Origin of the sequence: Pantoea sp. Ap-967, from assembly GCF_011752565.1 — a bacterium.
Lineage (GTDB): Bacteria > Pseudomonadota > Gammaproteobacteria > Pseudomonadales > Pseudomonadaceae > Aquipseudomonas.
This window is the reverse complement of record NZ_VWXK01000029.1, coordinates 66,154-80,994: the sequence shown is the minus strand read 5'-3', so window position 1 is coordinate 80,994 and position 14,841 is coordinate 66,154. Positions and strand designations below refer to the sequence as shown.

The 14,841-nt window shown below is 65.7% G+C and carries 10 protein-coding genes; 6 read left to right on the top strand and 4 right to left on the bottom strand.

The window, feature by feature from the left end; translation table 11 throughout:
• Positions 1 to 501 precede the first annotated feature (501 nt).
• Positions 502 to 1,380, bottom strand: coding sequence for a helix-turn-helix domain-containing protein (locus F3J45_RS23925; RefSeq protein WP_167068922.1), 879 nt, complete (start codon positions 1,378 to 1,380; stop codon positions 502 to 504).
• A gap of 130 nt (positions 1,381 to 1,510) precedes the next feature.
• Between F3J45_RS23925 and pobA the strand changes: the two genes are divergently transcribed.
• The 3 genes from pobA (at position 1,511) to F3J45_RS23910 (ending at position 5,586) form a co-directional block, all read left to right on the top strand.
• Positions 1,511 to 2,698 (top strand): 4-hydroxybenzoate 3-monooxygenase, encoded by a 1,188-nt coding sequence (pobA, locus tag F3J45_RS23920; protein ID WP_167068919.1) that lies wholly within the window; start codon positions 1,511 to 1,513, stop codon positions 2,696 to 2,698.
• A gap of 145 nt (positions 2,699 to 2,843) precedes the next feature.
• Positions 2,844 to 4,637, top strand: coding sequence for a gamma-glutamyltransferase (gene ggt / locus F3J45_RS23915; RefSeq protein WP_167068916.1), 1,794 nt, complete (start codon positions 2,844 to 2,846; stop codon positions 4,635 to 4,637).
• Between the two features lie 58 nt (positions 4,638 to 4,695).
• Positions 4,696 to 5,586 (top strand): LysR substrate-binding domain-containing protein, encoded by an 891-nt coding sequence (locus F3J45_RS23910; RefSeq protein ID WP_167068913.1) that lies wholly within the window; start codon positions 4,696 to 4,698, stop codon positions 5,584 to 5,586.
• A 105-nt stretch (positions 5,587 to 5,691) separates the two neighbouring features.
• Here the strand turns inward: F3J45_RS23910 and F3J45_RS23905 are convergent, their stop codons facing one another.
• Positions 5,692 to 7,545, bottom strand: coding sequence for an ABC transporter ATP-binding protein (locus tag F3J45_RS23905; RefSeq protein WP_167068910.1), 1,854 nt, complete (start codon positions 7,543 to 7,545; stop codon positions 5,692 to 5,694).
• Between the two features lie 125 nt (positions 7,546 to 7,670).
• On the opposite strand from F3J45_RS23905, the gene F3J45_RS23900 reads away from it, so the two are divergent.
• Together F3J45_RS23900 and F3J45_RS23895 are read left to right on the top strand one after the other, a co-directional pair.
• On the top strand, positions 7,671 to 8,162 hold the full coding sequence (locus F3J45_RS23900) for a GNAT family N-acetyltransferase (protein WP_167068907.1): 492 nt from the start codon (positions 7,671 to 7,673) through the stop codon (positions 8,160 to 8,162).
• 111 nt (positions 8,163 to 8,273) lie between these two features.
• The gene (locus tag F3J45_RS23895; protein WP_167068904.1) at positions 8,274 to 10,175 is read left to right on the top strand and encodes a potassium transporter Kup; all 1,902 of its coding nucleotides are present in this window, start codon (positions 8,274 to 8,276) and stop codon (positions 10,173 to 10,175) included.
• Positions 10,176 to 10,274: 99 nt separating this feature from the next.
• Here the strand turns inward: F3J45_RS23895 and F3J45_RS23890 are convergent, their stop codons facing one another.
• Positions 10,275 to 12,467, bottom strand: coding sequence for a multicopper oxidase family protein (locus tag F3J45_RS23890; RefSeq protein ID WP_167068900.1), 2,193 nt, complete (start codon positions 12,465 to 12,467; stop codon positions 10,275 to 10,277).
• 223 nt (positions 12,468 to 12,690) lie between these two features.
• Here F3J45_RS23890 and F3J45_RS23885 point away from each other — a divergent pair, with 223 nt between their 5' ends.
• On the top strand, positions 12,691 to 13,569 hold the full coding sequence (locus F3J45_RS23885; RefSeq protein ID WP_167068897.1) for a LysR substrate-binding domain-containing protein: 879 nt from the start codon (positions 12,691 to 12,693) through the stop codon (positions 13,567 to 13,569).
• 4 nt (positions 13,570 to 13,573) lie between these two features.
• On the opposite strand, the gene F3J45_RS23880 is transcribed toward F3J45_RS23885, so the two are convergent.
• A complete protein-coding gene (locus tag F3J45_RS23880; protein WP_167068894.1) occupies positions 13,574 to 14,791 on the bottom strand; it encodes an amidohydrolase family protein in 1,218 nt (405 codons plus the stop codon).
• Positions 14,792 to 14,841: the final 50 nt, after the last annotated feature.

Sequence of the window (14,841 nt, the reverse complement as noted above, 5' to 3'; positions counted from 1 at the left end):
AACATGGCGGAAGCCATAGCCTCGATCGAGGAAGGCTTGGATGGCTGACCGCTTGAAAGGTGTTGGATACTTGCTCATGAAAAACCCCAGGTGATGGACGGGTGTCCAACATCTGGGGCGCAGTTCAAATCCCCTGTAGGAGCGAGCGCAGCTCGCGATGGGCTGCAACGCAGCCCCAGCACGATGAGCCGTGAAGCTGAAACCCTGGGGCCGCTGCGCGCCCCATCGCGAGCTACGCTCGCTCCTACCGAGGCGGCGGCGGCCTGGAGATGGGGGCCTGATCAGCAGGCCTCCGCGCAGGGACCATTGCCGGCACCCGCACCGCAAATCCCCTGTAGGAGCGAGCGCAGCTCGCGATGGGCTGCAAAGCAGCCCCAGCACGATGAGCCGTGAAGCTGAAACCCTGGGGCCGCTGCGCGCCCCATCGCGAGCTACGCTCGCTCCTACCGAGGCGGCGGCCTGGATATTGGACCTGGCCGGTGTTCGCGGCGGTTCCACGCCTCACTCAGGCTGCACCGACCGCCGGTAGGCATTGGGCGTCTGCCCACTCAACCGCTTGAAGAACCGAGCAAAGTAGGTCGGGTCGCTAAAACCCAGGCTGTCCGACAACTGGCCGATGCTCATGCGCGTGTACACCAGGCTGCGCCGCGCCTCCAGCAGCAAGCGCTGGTGAATCACCTGCAGCGCGCTTTGCCCGCTCAGGGCCCGGCACAGCTGGTTGAGCTGCAGGCTGGGAATATTCAGGCGCGTGGCAAAATCCTCCACCGACAGGTGCTCGCGGTAGTGCGCCTCCACCAGCCGCAGGTAGCGCCCCAGCAGCTGGCGATCGCGTTCGTCCCGGTTGCGTGGGGTTTGCCCCAGCTGTTGCCGGCGGTTGATCCACACCATCAGCGCCGTCACCAACGCTTCGAGCAGCGGCGCCCGCCCCGGCGCGCTGCCCTGGTATTCCTGCTGCAGGGTGTCGATCAGGCCCCGCAGGTGTAAACGGTCCTTGCCCAGCGGGTAGCACGCCGCCTTCGCCAACACCCCCAGCGGTGCCCCCAGGCGGTGCTCCAGCTCTGCCACCAGGGCCGGGCCAAAGGTCAGCACATGGCCCTGGATGTCGGCGCTGAAACGAAAGCCATGCACGGTCAAGGGCGGCACTACCTGAATCGCCGCTTCGGTGATGGTGCTGCGCACCCCTTCGACCTCCACCTGGGCCTGGCCACGTTGCACGTACAACAGCTGGAACAACTCGGCATGCTGGTGCGGCTTGATCTCCCAGTGGTGCAGGCGGCTGCGCGCCGGGATCGATTCGCAGTGCAGCAAGTCGGTGCCGGGCCAGTGCTGGTTTTCGCCGTACAACTGGAACAGCGGGATGCCGGGGAGGGTGGATTTCATGCCGTGAACACCTGTCCGTTAATCGAACGTTTTTTGTAAAAGTGCAGTTTTTGTATGGGATAGCACAGTTAATTGGCCGTTATTGCCAGTAAAAATGCAAGGGCTAACCCCAAAAACAGAGACAAGAACAATGAACACTCAGGTTGCAATCATCGGCGCAGGTCCGTCTGGCCTGCTGCTCGGCCAACTGCTGCACAAGGCTGGCATCGACACGGTCGTCCTCGAACGCCAGTCCCCCGATTATGTGCTCGGGCGCATCCGCGCCGGGGTGCTTGAACAGGGCACCGTCGACCTGCTGCGCGAGGCCGGCGTGGGCGAGCGCATGGACCGCGAAGGCCTGGTACATGAAGGCGTCGAGCTGTTGGTAGGCGGGCGCCGCCAGCGCCTGGACCTCAAAGCCCTGACCGGCGGCAAGACGGTCATGGTCTACGGCCAGACCGAAGTCACCCGCGACCTGATGCAGGCCCGCGAGGCCAGCGGCGCGTCGATCATCTATTGCGCCAGCAACGTGCAGCTCCATGAGCTCAAGGGCGAGCGGCCCTACGTGACCTTCGAGAAGGACGGCCAGGTCCAGCGCCTGGACTGCGACTACATCGCAGGCTGCGATGGTTTCCACGGCGTATCGCGCAAGAGCATTCCCGAAGGCGTGCTCAAGGAGTACGAGCGGGTGTACCCGTTCGGCTGGCTGGGCATGTTGTCCGATACCCCGCCAGTCAACCATGAGCTGATCTACGCCCACCACGAACGCGGGTTCTCGCTGTGCAGCCAGCGTTCGCAGACGCGCAGCCGCTACTACCTGCAGGTGCCGCTGGGTGAGCAGGTGGAAGACTGGCCCGACGAGCGCTTCTGGAACGAGCTAAAAGCGCGCCTGCCCGAGGACGTGGCGCAGCGCTTGGTGACTGGCCCTGCGCTGGAAAAGAGCATCGCGCCGCTGCGCAGCCTGGTGGTGGAACCGATGCAGTACGGCCACCTGTTCCTGGTGGGCGATGCCGCGCACATCGTGCCGCCCACCGGAGCCAAGGGGCTGAACCTGGCGGCGTCGGACGTCAACTACCTGTACCGGATCCTGCTCAAGGTGTACCACGAGGGGCGTACCGACTTGTTGGCGCACTACTCACCCCTGGCCCTGCGCCGGGTGTGGAAAGGCGAGCGCTTCAGTTGGTTCATGACCCAGCTGCTGCATGATTTCGGCGCGCATAAGGATGCCTGGGACCAGAAGATGCAGGAGGCAGACCGCGAGTATTTCCTGTCGTCGCCAGCAGGCTTGGTGAACATTGCCGAGAATTATGTGGGGTTGCCTTACGAAGAGGTGGTGTAGGAGGCGGGCGCTCGGGGGGCTGTGCCTGTAACATCGAGCGCCTGCGGCGCATCGCGAGCTGTGCTCGCGCCTACCGGGGCGTGCCGGGCCTGGGCGATGTGCCGCAGGCGCTCGACCCCATTGCGGCCCAAAAGGATGCAAGCCCATGCCCTCGTCCCCCTCCCTCCTGCTCGGCGCGCTGTGCCTGGCTGCCACCCACCTGGCCTGGGCCGACCAGCCAGTGCTGCCCACGCCACCGGAGCTTGCCTCCGGCTACCGCAGCGGCCTTGAACCCACCTACGCCAGCCGGCACATGGTCGCCGCCGCCAACCCGCTTGCCAGCGAGGCGGGGCGGGCGATGCTGCGCGCAGGTGGCAGCGCCATCGATGCCGCCATCGCCATGCAGATGGTACTGACCCTGGTCGAGCCCCAGTCCAGCGGTATTGGCGGTGGCGGTTTCATCCTGTACTGGGATGGCCAGCGCCTGCAGGCCTATGACGGCCGTGAAGCCGCGCCCTCTGGGGTGACCGAACGGCTGTTCCTGCAAGCCGACGGCACGCCGATGGCGTTCCGCGCAGCGCAAATCGGCGGGCGCTCGGTGGGCGTGCCGGGTGTGTTGCGGGCGTTGAAACTGGCCCATGACCAGCATGGCAAGCTGGCGTGGCGGGACTTGTTCGCCCCGGCCATCGCCCTGGCCCGTGAGGGGTTTCCGGTGTCCGAGCGCCTGCACGCGCTGGTGGCAGGCGATGCGGACATCGCCCGCTCGCCGGCGATGGCGCGCTACTTCCTGGATGAGCAGGGCAGGCCGCTGGCCGTTGGCACGCGCCTGCGCAACCCCGCGCTGGCGCGCACCTTCGAGCGCATTGCAGAAGAGGGCATCGATGCCTTCTATGGCGGCGAGGTCGCCGAGGCGATGGTGGCCGCAGTGCGCAACCACGCCAATGCCGGCTATTTGTCGCTGCACGACCTGCAACACTACCAGGCCCGGGAGCGCTCGCCCGTCTGCGGCCCCTACAAGGCCTGGACCATTTGCGGCATGCCGCCGCCCTCGTCGGGCGGGGTGGCCGTGCTGCAGACCCTGGGCATCCTCGATGCCCTGCAACGCCGCTCGGCGCAGTACGATCTGGCGCGCCTGGTGCCGCGCAAGGTGAACACCGTGGCGGGGCTGGAACCGGCGCCGCTGGCCGTGCACCTGCTGGCCGAGGCCGAGCGGCTGGCCTATGCCGACCGTGCCCAGTACCTGGCCGACAGCGACTACGTGCCGGTGCCGGTCAAGGCATTGATCGCCCCAGGCTACCTTGCCGAGCGTGCCGCGCAGGTGGGGGCGCACAGCATGAAGCACGCCCGCCCAGGCACGCCCCAGGGCGCCAACCTGGCCATGGCACCTGACCGCTCGCCGCTGCGCATCTCCACCTCGCACCTGTCGGCGGTGGACGAGCGCGGACAGGCCCTGGCCATGACCACCTCGGTGGAGTCGGCCTTCGGTTCGCACGTGATGGTCGGCGGCTTCATGCTCAACAACCAGCTCACTGACTTCTCATTCGTGCCATCGGAGAACGGCCAGCCGGTGGCCAACCGGGTGGCGCCTGGCAAGCGCCCGCTGTCGGCCATGGCACCGACCCTGGTGTTTTCGCGCAGCACCGGCGAGCTGCTGGCGAGCCTGGGCTCGCCGGGTGGCTCGCAAATCATCGAGTACGTGAACAAGGCTCTGGTTGGCCTGCTGGACTGGCAACTGGACCCGCAGCAGGCCAGCAACCTGCCCAACTTCGGCAGCCGTAACGGCGGCACCGAAGTGGAGGCTGGGCTGGCCAGCCCGGCGCTGATCCGCCAGCTGGCAGCCTGGGGCCACGAGGTTACGCCGATGACCATGACCAGCGGCATGCAGATCATCCAGCGCACGGCACACGGCTGGGCCGGCGGCGCCGACCCGCGCCGCGAAGGCGTGGCGCTGGGCGACTAGCGCGTGCTGCAGGGGCGTGGTAGAACTCAGGCTTGTCATTTGGCAGTTGAATACCAAGATGTCCATCAGCGTTAAATCGAATAGGGCCCTGTTCGACCTCGACCTGCTGCGCGCCATTGTCGTGGTGGCCGATTGCGGCAGTTTCACCACGGCGGCCGCGCGCCTGCACTCCACCCAATCGACCATCAGCCAGAAAGTGCGCCGCCTTGAAGACATGGTTGGCCACCGCCTGCTGGTGCGCGGCAACCGCGACGTGCTGCCCACCGACGCCGGGCAGACCTTGCTCGGCTATGCCCGCCATATGCTGGCGCTGAACGACCAGATGCTCGAAGCCTTGGCCGGGGCCATGGTCGGCGTTACCGTGCGCCTGGGCGTGCCCGAGGATTTCGTCGGTGGCCGCACCACCAACGCGCTGTCGGCGTTCAGCCGCCTGCACCCGCAGGTCAAGCTGGAGGTCACCAGTGGCCTGTGCCGCGACCTCAGCCAGGGCTACGACAATGGCGAGCTGGACCTGGTGCTGCTCAAGCAGCGGCGTAACAGCCGCGAGGGCGTGGCCTGCTGGCCCGAGCGCCTGCAGTGGATCGACAGCGCCCGCTTGCCGGCCTTCGAGCTCGACCCGATTCCCCTGGTGACCTTCCCGCCGCGTGGGTTGTACCGTGAAGACATGATCAGCGCCATCGAAGGCATGGGCCGGCGCTGGCGCATCAGTTTCACCAGTTCCAGCCTCAGTGGCATCCAGGCGGCGGTGGCCGACGGCATGGGCATCAGCCTGCTGCCGCCGCGCGCGGCCACTGGCGAGCACCGGGTGTTGGGGCAGGCGCAGGGGCTGCCGGAGGTCGATAGCTACGAGATCGTCATCGTGCACAAGCCGACGGCGGATGTGATGGTCAAGGCGCTGGCCGAGGTGATGTCGCAGGTGCTGGCTGATGGCGAATCTTTAATGATTTGAATCCTATTTGTGTAGGAGCGGGCTTGACCCGCGAACACCGGCGAAGCCGGTGCCAGGCACCGCGTCGCCTGCTTCGCGGGGCGAGCCCGCTCCTACAAGGGGGCATCATTCCAGGGCTTGGGCAAGCCCCTGGTCTTCGCCGAGGAAACCACCGCTCTGGTGCTGCCACAGCCGTGCATAGGTGCCGTTCTTTTCCAGCAGCTCGCTGTGGGTGCCCTGCTCGATGATGCGCCCCTCGTCCATCACGATCAGCCGGTCCATGGCGGCGATGGTCGACAGCCGGTGGGCAATGGCGATCACGGTCTTGCCTTGCATCATGTTGTCGAGGCTTTCCTGGATAGCCACCTCGACTTCCGAGTCGAGCGCACTGGTGGCTTCGTCGAGCAGCAGGATCGGCGCGTTCTTGAGCATCACCCGGGCAATGGCGATGCGTTGGCGCTGGCCGCCGGACAGCTTGATGCCGCGCTCGCCCACCAGGGTGTCGTAGCCACTGTGGCCCTGGCGGTCGCTCAACTGGCGAATGAAACCATCGGCCTGGGCATTGGCCGCCGCCCGCTGGATCTGCGCCTCGGTCGCCTCCGGGCGGCCATAGGCAATGTTGTCGCGGATCGAGCGGTGCAGCAGCGAGGTGTCCTGGGTCACCATGCCGATGGCGCTGCGCAGGCTGTCCTGGGTCACCTTGGCGACGTTCTGCCCGTCGATGCGGATTTCCCCCTGGTCAACGTCGTAGAAGCGCAGCAGGAGGTTGATCAGCGTCGACTTGCCCGCACCCGAGCGGCCCACCAGGCCAACCTTCTCGCCAGCGCGGATGTGCAGGCTCAGGCCGTCGAGCACCTGGCGTTCACCGTTGTAGTTGAAGCTCACGTTGTCGAAGGTCACCGCGCCGCCGTGGGTCTTGAGCACGCCGGCGTTGGCGGCATCCTGCACCTTCGGCCCCTGGGTCAGGGTGGCCATGCCGTCCTGCACGGTGCCGATGTTCTCGAACAGCGAGGTCATCTGCCACATGATCCAGTGCGACATGCCATTGATGCGCAGCGCCATGGCCGTGATCGCCGCCACTGCACCGGTGCCCACGTCACCCTGGTGCCACAGCCACAGCGCGTAGCCGCCAGCGCCCATGATAAGGGCCGCCACCAGGGCCTGGTTGACGATCTCGAACTGGCTCACCAGGCGCATCTGGCGAAAGCCGGTTTGCTTGAAGTCCTCCATTGCCGCACGGGCGAACTGGGCCTCGCGCCTGGAGTGGGAGAACAGCTTGACCGTGGTGATGTTGGTGTAGGCATCCGATACCCGCCCGGTCATCGACGAGCGCGCATGGGCCTGTTCCTGGCCGACCTTGCCCAGGCGCGGCACGAAGTACACCAGGGCCAGCCCGAACAGTACGATCCAGGCCAGGAACGGCAGCATCAGCTTCAGCGCGAAGCCCCCGGCCAGGGCGATGATTGCCACGAAGTACACGCCGATGCCTGGTGCGATTTCGATCAGGGTGAACAGCACCTCACGCACGGCCAGGGCCGTCTGCATCACCTTGGTGGTGACCCGGCCAGAGAACTCGTCGGAAAAGAACGACAGGCTCTGGCGCAGCATCAGCCGGTGGAAGTCCCAGCGCAGGCGCAGCGGCAGGTTGATTGCCAGCACCTGGTGCTGCACCAGGGTGCGCAGGGCCACCAGCACCACGCTGGCCACCAGCACCAGGCCGATGCCCCAAAGCACCTGGCGTTCCTGCTCGCCCACGCCGGCACCAGCCTGCCAGCTGCCCAACAGGTCGACGACCTGGCCCAGGAAGGCGAACAGCCAGGCCTCGTAGATCGACACCCCGGCACTGAACACCGCCAGTGCCAGGATGTAGCCGCGGGCACCCCGGGTGCAGGCCCAGAGGAAGCGCAGCAGGCCCATGGGCGGTGGCGGGGCCTCGTCGGGCGGGAAGGGGTCGAGCCAGCGTTCAAAGGCACGAAACATGGTGGTCTCCGAAAAAGGCAGGTGAAGCCGATTTTGCCATCTATCGGCAAGCTTGCGGCGTTTGTCGGCCGTGGCGGGGGCATTTATCATGGCGCTTGCCTTCTTTTCCTTTTGGAGCCTGCCCCATGAGCAACCTGCATTTTCGCCAGCCCGTCGCCCAGGATGCCGAGCGCTGCTATGCGATCGAGATCGGCGCCTACGAGGGCGATGAGGCCGCCACGCTGGAAAAGATCCGTACCCGCATCGCCCAGTATCCGCAGGGTTTCCTGCTGCTTGAAGGGCCCGGCGGCATTGTGGGTTTCATCAACAGCGGTTGCGCCCACGAGGTGGTGATGTCGGATGAGGCGTTCAAGGAGCTGGTCGGCCACGACCCGGTGGCGCCCAATGTGGTGATCATGTCGGTGGTGGTGGATACCGCGCACCAGGGCAAGGGCTATGCCAAACGGCTGATGGACGAGTTCGTGGCGCGCATGAAGGGGCAGGGCAAGCAGAGCATTCACCTGATGTGCAAGGAGCAGCATGTGGCGCTGTACCGCAACATGGGGTACCGGTATGTGCAGCCGTCGCCGTCCGAGCATGGTGGGATGGCCTGGCATGAAATGGTGATGGAGTTCTGATGGGCCCAGCGGCACCGGGCGCCGCGGCCTTGAAAACTTTTACGCACTCTTTACGACGGGTTCCAAGGCCTGGCGCGATACTGACCGCGCACAACCCAGGAAACCCATCGCGTGAGCCAGTCCGTCACCGCAACACACCCGCCCCAAGCCCATAAATCCTCTGCCGCCGGCCTGCTCGTCGCTGCCGTTGGCGTGGTGTATGGCGATATCGGCACCAGCCCGTTGTACACCCTCAAGGAAGTGTTCGCCGGGCACTACGGCGTTCAGGCCAACAGCGCCGGCGTGCTCGGGGTGCTGTCGCTGGTGTTCTGGTCGCTGCTGTGGGTGGTGTCGCTCAAGTACGTGCTGTTCATCCTGCGCGCCGACAACCAGGGCGAGGGCGGCATCATGGCCCTGACGGCACTGGCACACCGGGCCGCCGCGCCGTACAAGCGCCTGGGCCGGGTGCTGGTGCTGCTTGGCCTGTTCGGCGCCGCGCTGTTCTACGGTGACAGCATGATTACCCCGGCGGTGTCGGTGCTCTCGGCCGTGGAGGGGCTGCAACTGGCCTTCGACGGCATCGACCACTGGGTGGTGCCGTTGTCGGTGCTGTTGCTGGTGGCGCTGTTCCTGATCCAGAAGCATGGCACCGCGCGCATCGGCATTTTGTTCGGGCCGATCATGGTGCTGTGGTTCGTGGTGCTCGGCGTGCTGGGCATCCACGGCATCGTCCAGCGGCCCGAGGTGCTGCAGGCGCTCAACCCGGCGTGGGCGGTGAAGTTCTTCGTGCTGCACCCGGGCATGGGCGTCGCCATCCTGGGGGCGGTGGTACTGGCGCTGACCGGCGCCGAGGCGCTGTACGCCGACATGGGCCACTTCGGCCGCAAGCCGATTGCCCGGGCCTGGTTCCTGCTGGTGCTGCCAGGGCTGGTGCTGAATTACTTTGGCCAGGGCGCGCTGATCCTCGGCAACCCGGACGCGGTGCGCAACCCCTTCTACCTGCTGGCGCCGGACTGGGCCTTGCTGCCGATGATCGGGCTGGCCACGCTGGCCACCATCATCGCCTCCCAGGCAGTGATCTCCGGGGCATTCTCCATGACCCGCCAGGCCATTCAGCTGGGCTATGTGCCGCGCATGTTCATCCAGCACACCTCCAGCGAGGAGCAGGGGCAGATTTACGTTGGCATGGTGAACTGGGCGTTGATGGTGGGGGTGGTGCTGCTGGTGATCGGCTTCGAGTCGTCCGGGGCATTGGCGGCGGCCTATGGCGTGGCGGTTACCGGCACCATGCTGATCACCACCTTGCTGGCCTCGGCGGTGGTGCTGTTGTTGTGGAAGGCGCCGCGCTGGCTGGCACTGCCGATGCTGTTGGCGTTCCTGCTGGTAGACAGCCTGTTCTTTGCTGCCAACGCGCCGAAGATTCTCCAGGGGGGCGCCTTTCCGGTGATCGCCGGGGTGGCGCTGTTCGTGCTGATGACCACCTGGAAGCGCGGGCGCACGATTATCGTCGAGCGCCTGGACGAGCATTCGCTGCCGCTGGAGCTGTTCATCGCCAGCCTGCAGGCGCAGCCGCCGTACCGGGTGAGCGGCACGGCGGTGTTCCTCTCGGCGCGCCCCGAGGCGGTGCCCCATGCGCTGCTGCATAACCTGCTGCACAACCAGGTGCTGCATGAGCAGGTGGTGTTGCTGACGGTAGTGTTCGAGGACGAGCCGCGGGTCGCTGCCGGCAAGCGCTTCGAGGTCGAGGATTTTGGCGACGGTTTCTACCGGGTGACCCTGCACTTCGGTTTCATGGAAGAACCCAACGTGCCCCTGGCATTGAGCCGCTGCACCCATGCGCAGCTGGCCTTCGGGCCGATGCGCACCACCTACTTCCTCAGCCGCGAAACGGTGATTGCCGGCAAGCAGAAAGGCATGGCCCGCTGGCGCGAGCACCTGTTTGCCTTCCTGCTGAAGAACGCCAACAGCAACCTCAAGTACTTCCAGCTACCGCTGAACCGGGTGATCGAACTGGGTACCCAGGTCGAGATGTGAGGTGGGGCTGCTCTGCAGCCCATCGCAGGCAAGCCTGCTCCTACAGGTACAACGCAGACCTCTGTAGGAGCAGGCTTGCCTGCGATGGGCCGCAAATCATCAATGGCCCGCGTGCCCACCTTCCTTAGCAACGGCCGGGTCTGCCGAATCCCCTGCAAGGTAAACATTGACCCGCTGCATCATGCCGTTGTCCTCGTGGTCGAGGATGTGGCAATGCAGCACGTAGCCGCCGATATAACGCTCGTAGCGCGTGCGGGTGTACACCTTGTAGCCCTGCTTGACGAACAGCGTGTCTTTCCACACCCCCTTGAGGTCGACGTACTGCGTGTCGCCCTTTTCCCATTTCAGGCGCTGCTCGCGGGGGTAGGCGGGGTTGGTGACATCCAGGCAGCCGTCGTTCGAGGCGGCCAGGGCCTTGTCCTGCTCGGAGTCGGCGTCACTGACGGTTTTGCAGATGCGGCTGACCATGAACGGGTTGACGTGAATGTGGAACGGGTGGTTTATCAGGGCCGGCGAGCCTGGGATTTCATTGTGCGCCTCCAGCACCCATTCTTCCGCCGTGCCCAGTTTGAGGTTACGGGCGGGCATGGTCTGGTCGCCGAAAGACTTGCCGTCGATCATGTAGGTGTTCTTTTTCGGGTTCTTGGCATCGACGCCGATGGCAAAGGCCAGGTGCTGGCGCTCTGGGAGCAGTTCATCGTCGGCAACCGGCTTGTGCTTGACGAAATGGCTGAGCGCAATGTCGTCCTGCTGCAGGTCGCTGACCACGGCGCCGGCGATGTCCTCGGGCAGGCGCTTGGCCGCCGCCACCAGGGTTTGGCGGATGATCGCCTTGCTGTCCTGGCCTTCATCGGCGGCGCCTGCCTTGACCTCGACGAAGCCCAGCAACGCGCTGGGCGTCTGCAGGTTTGGCTTGTCAGCGTTGATCGAGGCGGCCGAGATGGTTTTCTTGTCGATCACGCAGTACTGCCCGGCGGTGGGGAACACGGTGAGGAATTCGCTGCGGTAGCCCGGCTGCAGCACGTTGCTGCGAATGGGGGTCAGGTGCGTCTGGGTCAGCCCGTCAGCGGCGTACTGCCACTGCACTTGCGCGGCGCTGGGTTCATCCTTGACCTGATCGTTCAGCCCCTCGCAGTTTTCCTGAATCCACAGGGACTCGGCGCCGGGCTTGTCGGGGAAGGGCGCAGCGTCTGCCTTGACCTTGTAGAACTGCAGGTCGACCGTGTCGCGAATACCGGCATGCACCACGCGCCAGCGCTCCACCTGCCCGGCCACGGCATCGTCGAAGCGCGGTTGTACCTTGCCGTTGAGGGTGGTGTAGCGGTTGGACTGGTCCCAACTGCCAGGCGACAGGTCTTCGAGCTCGTTGATAACCCCGATATCCCCTTCGTCGCAGGCCCAGCCGATCACTTGCTGGTCCTTGCCCTCGCCGATGGTGGTTTTCTTGATCTTGCCCGCCTTGTCGCGGCAGGCGTACTGGATCTGCTGCAGCACCACCACCCGCTCTGGCAGTTTTTCACCGTCTGCGGTCTTGAGCAGGGTGTCGAGGTCGCCGGGCTTGTCCAGGGTCGGCACACGGTTGCCTTCGATGATCAGCGCACCGCCCATGCCACCGGACACCTGGATGGCGGTGGAACCGTGGGTGTGCGGGTGGTACCAGTAAAGGCCGGAGGGGTGATCGAGGGGCAGGTTGTATTCGTACTGGAACTTGACCCCGGGCTTGATGCTCAGCAGCACGTTGTCGCTGTTGCCGGCTGGCGACACCCAGAGGCCGTGGCTGTGCAGGTTGGTGACGTTCAGCACCGGGTTGTCGTGTTGGCAGTGCTTGGGGAATTTGGCCTGGGCGCAGTCCAGCTGGTTGTCCACGTTCATGCGCACCGTGTCGCCGGGGTGAACCCGCAAGGTTGGGGGCAGCAGTTCGCCGTTGTAGGTGCGCACCTGCAGGTGGTCCAGGCGGCCCGACATGGCGTTGCGCACCAGGGTTTTGTCCGGGTCGGAGAAGGTGAGTTTCAGGTCAATTTCGGTTTCGTTGCCAACCACGTCGATGTAGGGCTGGGTTGTCTTGGCCTCTTGCTGAACGCCGGGTTGGGCCAGGCCAGGGGTTGCCTGGACGCGGTAATGGGTGCGTTCACCGGTGAGTTCGACCGGGTTGCCGACCTCGGGGATGCGCTCCTCGCTGAGGGCAAGGGCCAGTGCTGCCGAGGGGCTGAGCATTGACAAGGTCAATGATGCCGACACCAAGCCGGCGAGGCGGATACGGCCCGGGCGGGCCTCCTTGTTGACACGGATCATCCTGATACCTTCCTTGTGCGCGCCGGGCGCAGGGGTGCGCCAGTTTTCGCTGCTGTGCAAATGTAGACCGGATTGCCCTGCAATGCTGGCCACGACCGGGGCCTGCGCAAACGCCGTCGGCGCGTGCGAAGCGGCGGCACCTGCGTGCACCCGTGCAAATCCCCTGCGGGCTCGCCTTCTGGCATCATGCACCTAGCCCCTGACCGTAAAGCCGAACCCCGCCATGCCCGAGAACGCCAAACCCAACCGCGCCATCTATGACCTGGACATGCTCCGCGCCGTGGTGATGGTGGCCGACTGCGGCAGTTTCACCACCGCTGCCGCCCGTTTGCACTCCACCCAGTCCACGGTCAGCCAGAAGGTGCGCCGGCTGGAGGAAATGGTCGGCCACCAGTTGCTCGACCGCAGCAACCGCGAAGTGCACCCAACCGACGCCGGCGAAACCCTGCTGGGCTTTGCCCGGCACCTGCTGGCGGTGAGCAACCAGTTGAGCGAAGCCATGTCGGGCGGGGTGACGGTCACCGTGCGCATCGGCCTGCCGGACGATTTCGTCGCCGGCAAGACCATGCAGGCACTGGCTGCCTTCAACCGGCGCAACCCCGCAGTCAAGCTGGAAATCACCGGTGGCCTGAGCCGTGACCTGATGAACGCCTATGACCGTGGCGAGCTGGACCTGGTGCTGGTCAAGCAGCGCCGCCACAGCCGCGAAGCCAACGCCTGCCAGCCAGAGCGCATCGAGTGGATCGACAGCGCCCAATACCCCTGTTTCGCCCAGGAGCCAATCCCGCTGGTGACCTTTCCGCCCCGGGGCCTGTACCGCGATGACATGATCAGCGCCGTCGAGGCCATGGGGCGTAGTTGGCGCATCGGCTTTACCAGTTCGAGCCTGGCCGGTATTCAGGAAGCCGTGGCCAACGGCCTGGGCGTCAGCCTGCTGCCGTCGCGGGTGGTGACGCCTGGGCATCGGGTGCTGGGGGTGGAGGAGGGGTTCAAGCCCATCAAGGTGTTCGAGGCGGCGATTTTTCACCGCCCCACGGCCGATCCGCTGGTCCAGGAACTGGCCGAGATACTGATCGGCATTCTCAAGGCCGAGGTGGCGTAGCTCGTCAGCGCGGCGCGGCTTCGTTGAACTGTGCAGCCTGCAGCTGCAACCGTGGCGGGCCACCCCAGAATGCGCCGTGGCGCACGATCACCCGCTCGTGCAGCGCGGCCGCCACGGCGGCGGCCGCGTTCGCTGCCCTGAACAGCACGAAGCTCGCCTCGTTGCCGACCTGCAGGCCATAGCCCTGCTTGCCCATCACGCCAGCGCTGGCCACCGTGGCCATGTCCAGTGCCACGCGCAGTTCTTCGTCAGTGTTGAAACCCGAGCGGTAGCTGACCAGCATGGCCCGCTGCAGCATGTCGCCGTTGCCGTAGGGCCACCAGGCGTCCTGGATATTGTCGTTGCCGGTGAACACCCGCACGCCACCGGCGCGCAGGCGCAGCACGGGTGGGAAGGCGTGCTCGCCTGGGGCGTTGGTCATGATCGACACACCGGCCTTGGCCAGAACCTGCGCCGTGCGGTCGACCACGCTGTCGGCCACATCGCCCAGGCCATAGGCGTGGCTGACCGCTACCAGGCCCTGCATGCCCAGCGCCTCGGTGCGCGCGGCAATGCGCTGAAGCTGGGCAATGCAGATATCGCCGGGCTCGTGCAGGTGGATATCGACCTTCACGCCATGGCGCTCGGCAATGCCGAAGACGATGTCCAACTGGGCTTCGGCGTCACCGTCCAGGGTCGTTGGGTCGATACCGCCCACCACTTGCACGCCTTCACGCACGGCCGCTTCCATGACCTGGGCGGTGCCGGGGCAGGTGACCACACCGGCCTGGGGGAAGGCCACCAGTTCGATGTCGATCAGGTCTTGCCATTTTTCCCGCACCTGCAACAGGGCTTGCAGGTGGGTCAGGCCGGTGGTGGCGTCCACGTCCACATGGCAGCGCATGGCCATGGTGCCAAACGATGCAGCCTGGCGGATCAGCGCGTCGGCGCGCTCGACGATGGGCGGGGCACTGGCCAGTTCGCGCTTTTCCACCGCCAGGCGCTCGCGCAGGCTGGCCACGGGCTGGTGCGGGCGCCAGCGGTCGCCGACGAAGCTCTTGTCCAGGTGAATGTGGCCGTCGACGAAGCCTGGCAGGGCCAGCAGGCCTTCCAGGTCGATGGTTTCACGGGCCGGCTGGTTGGCGCGCTGGGCGCCGATATGGGTGATGCGCCCGCTGTTGACGGCGATGTTGAGGGGCAGGCCATCGGCGTCGATGGCATTGATGAACTCACGGTCGTTCATGACAGGGCCTGTGTAGGGTCGTTAGGCCGCTACGGTAGGGAGGATCGCGG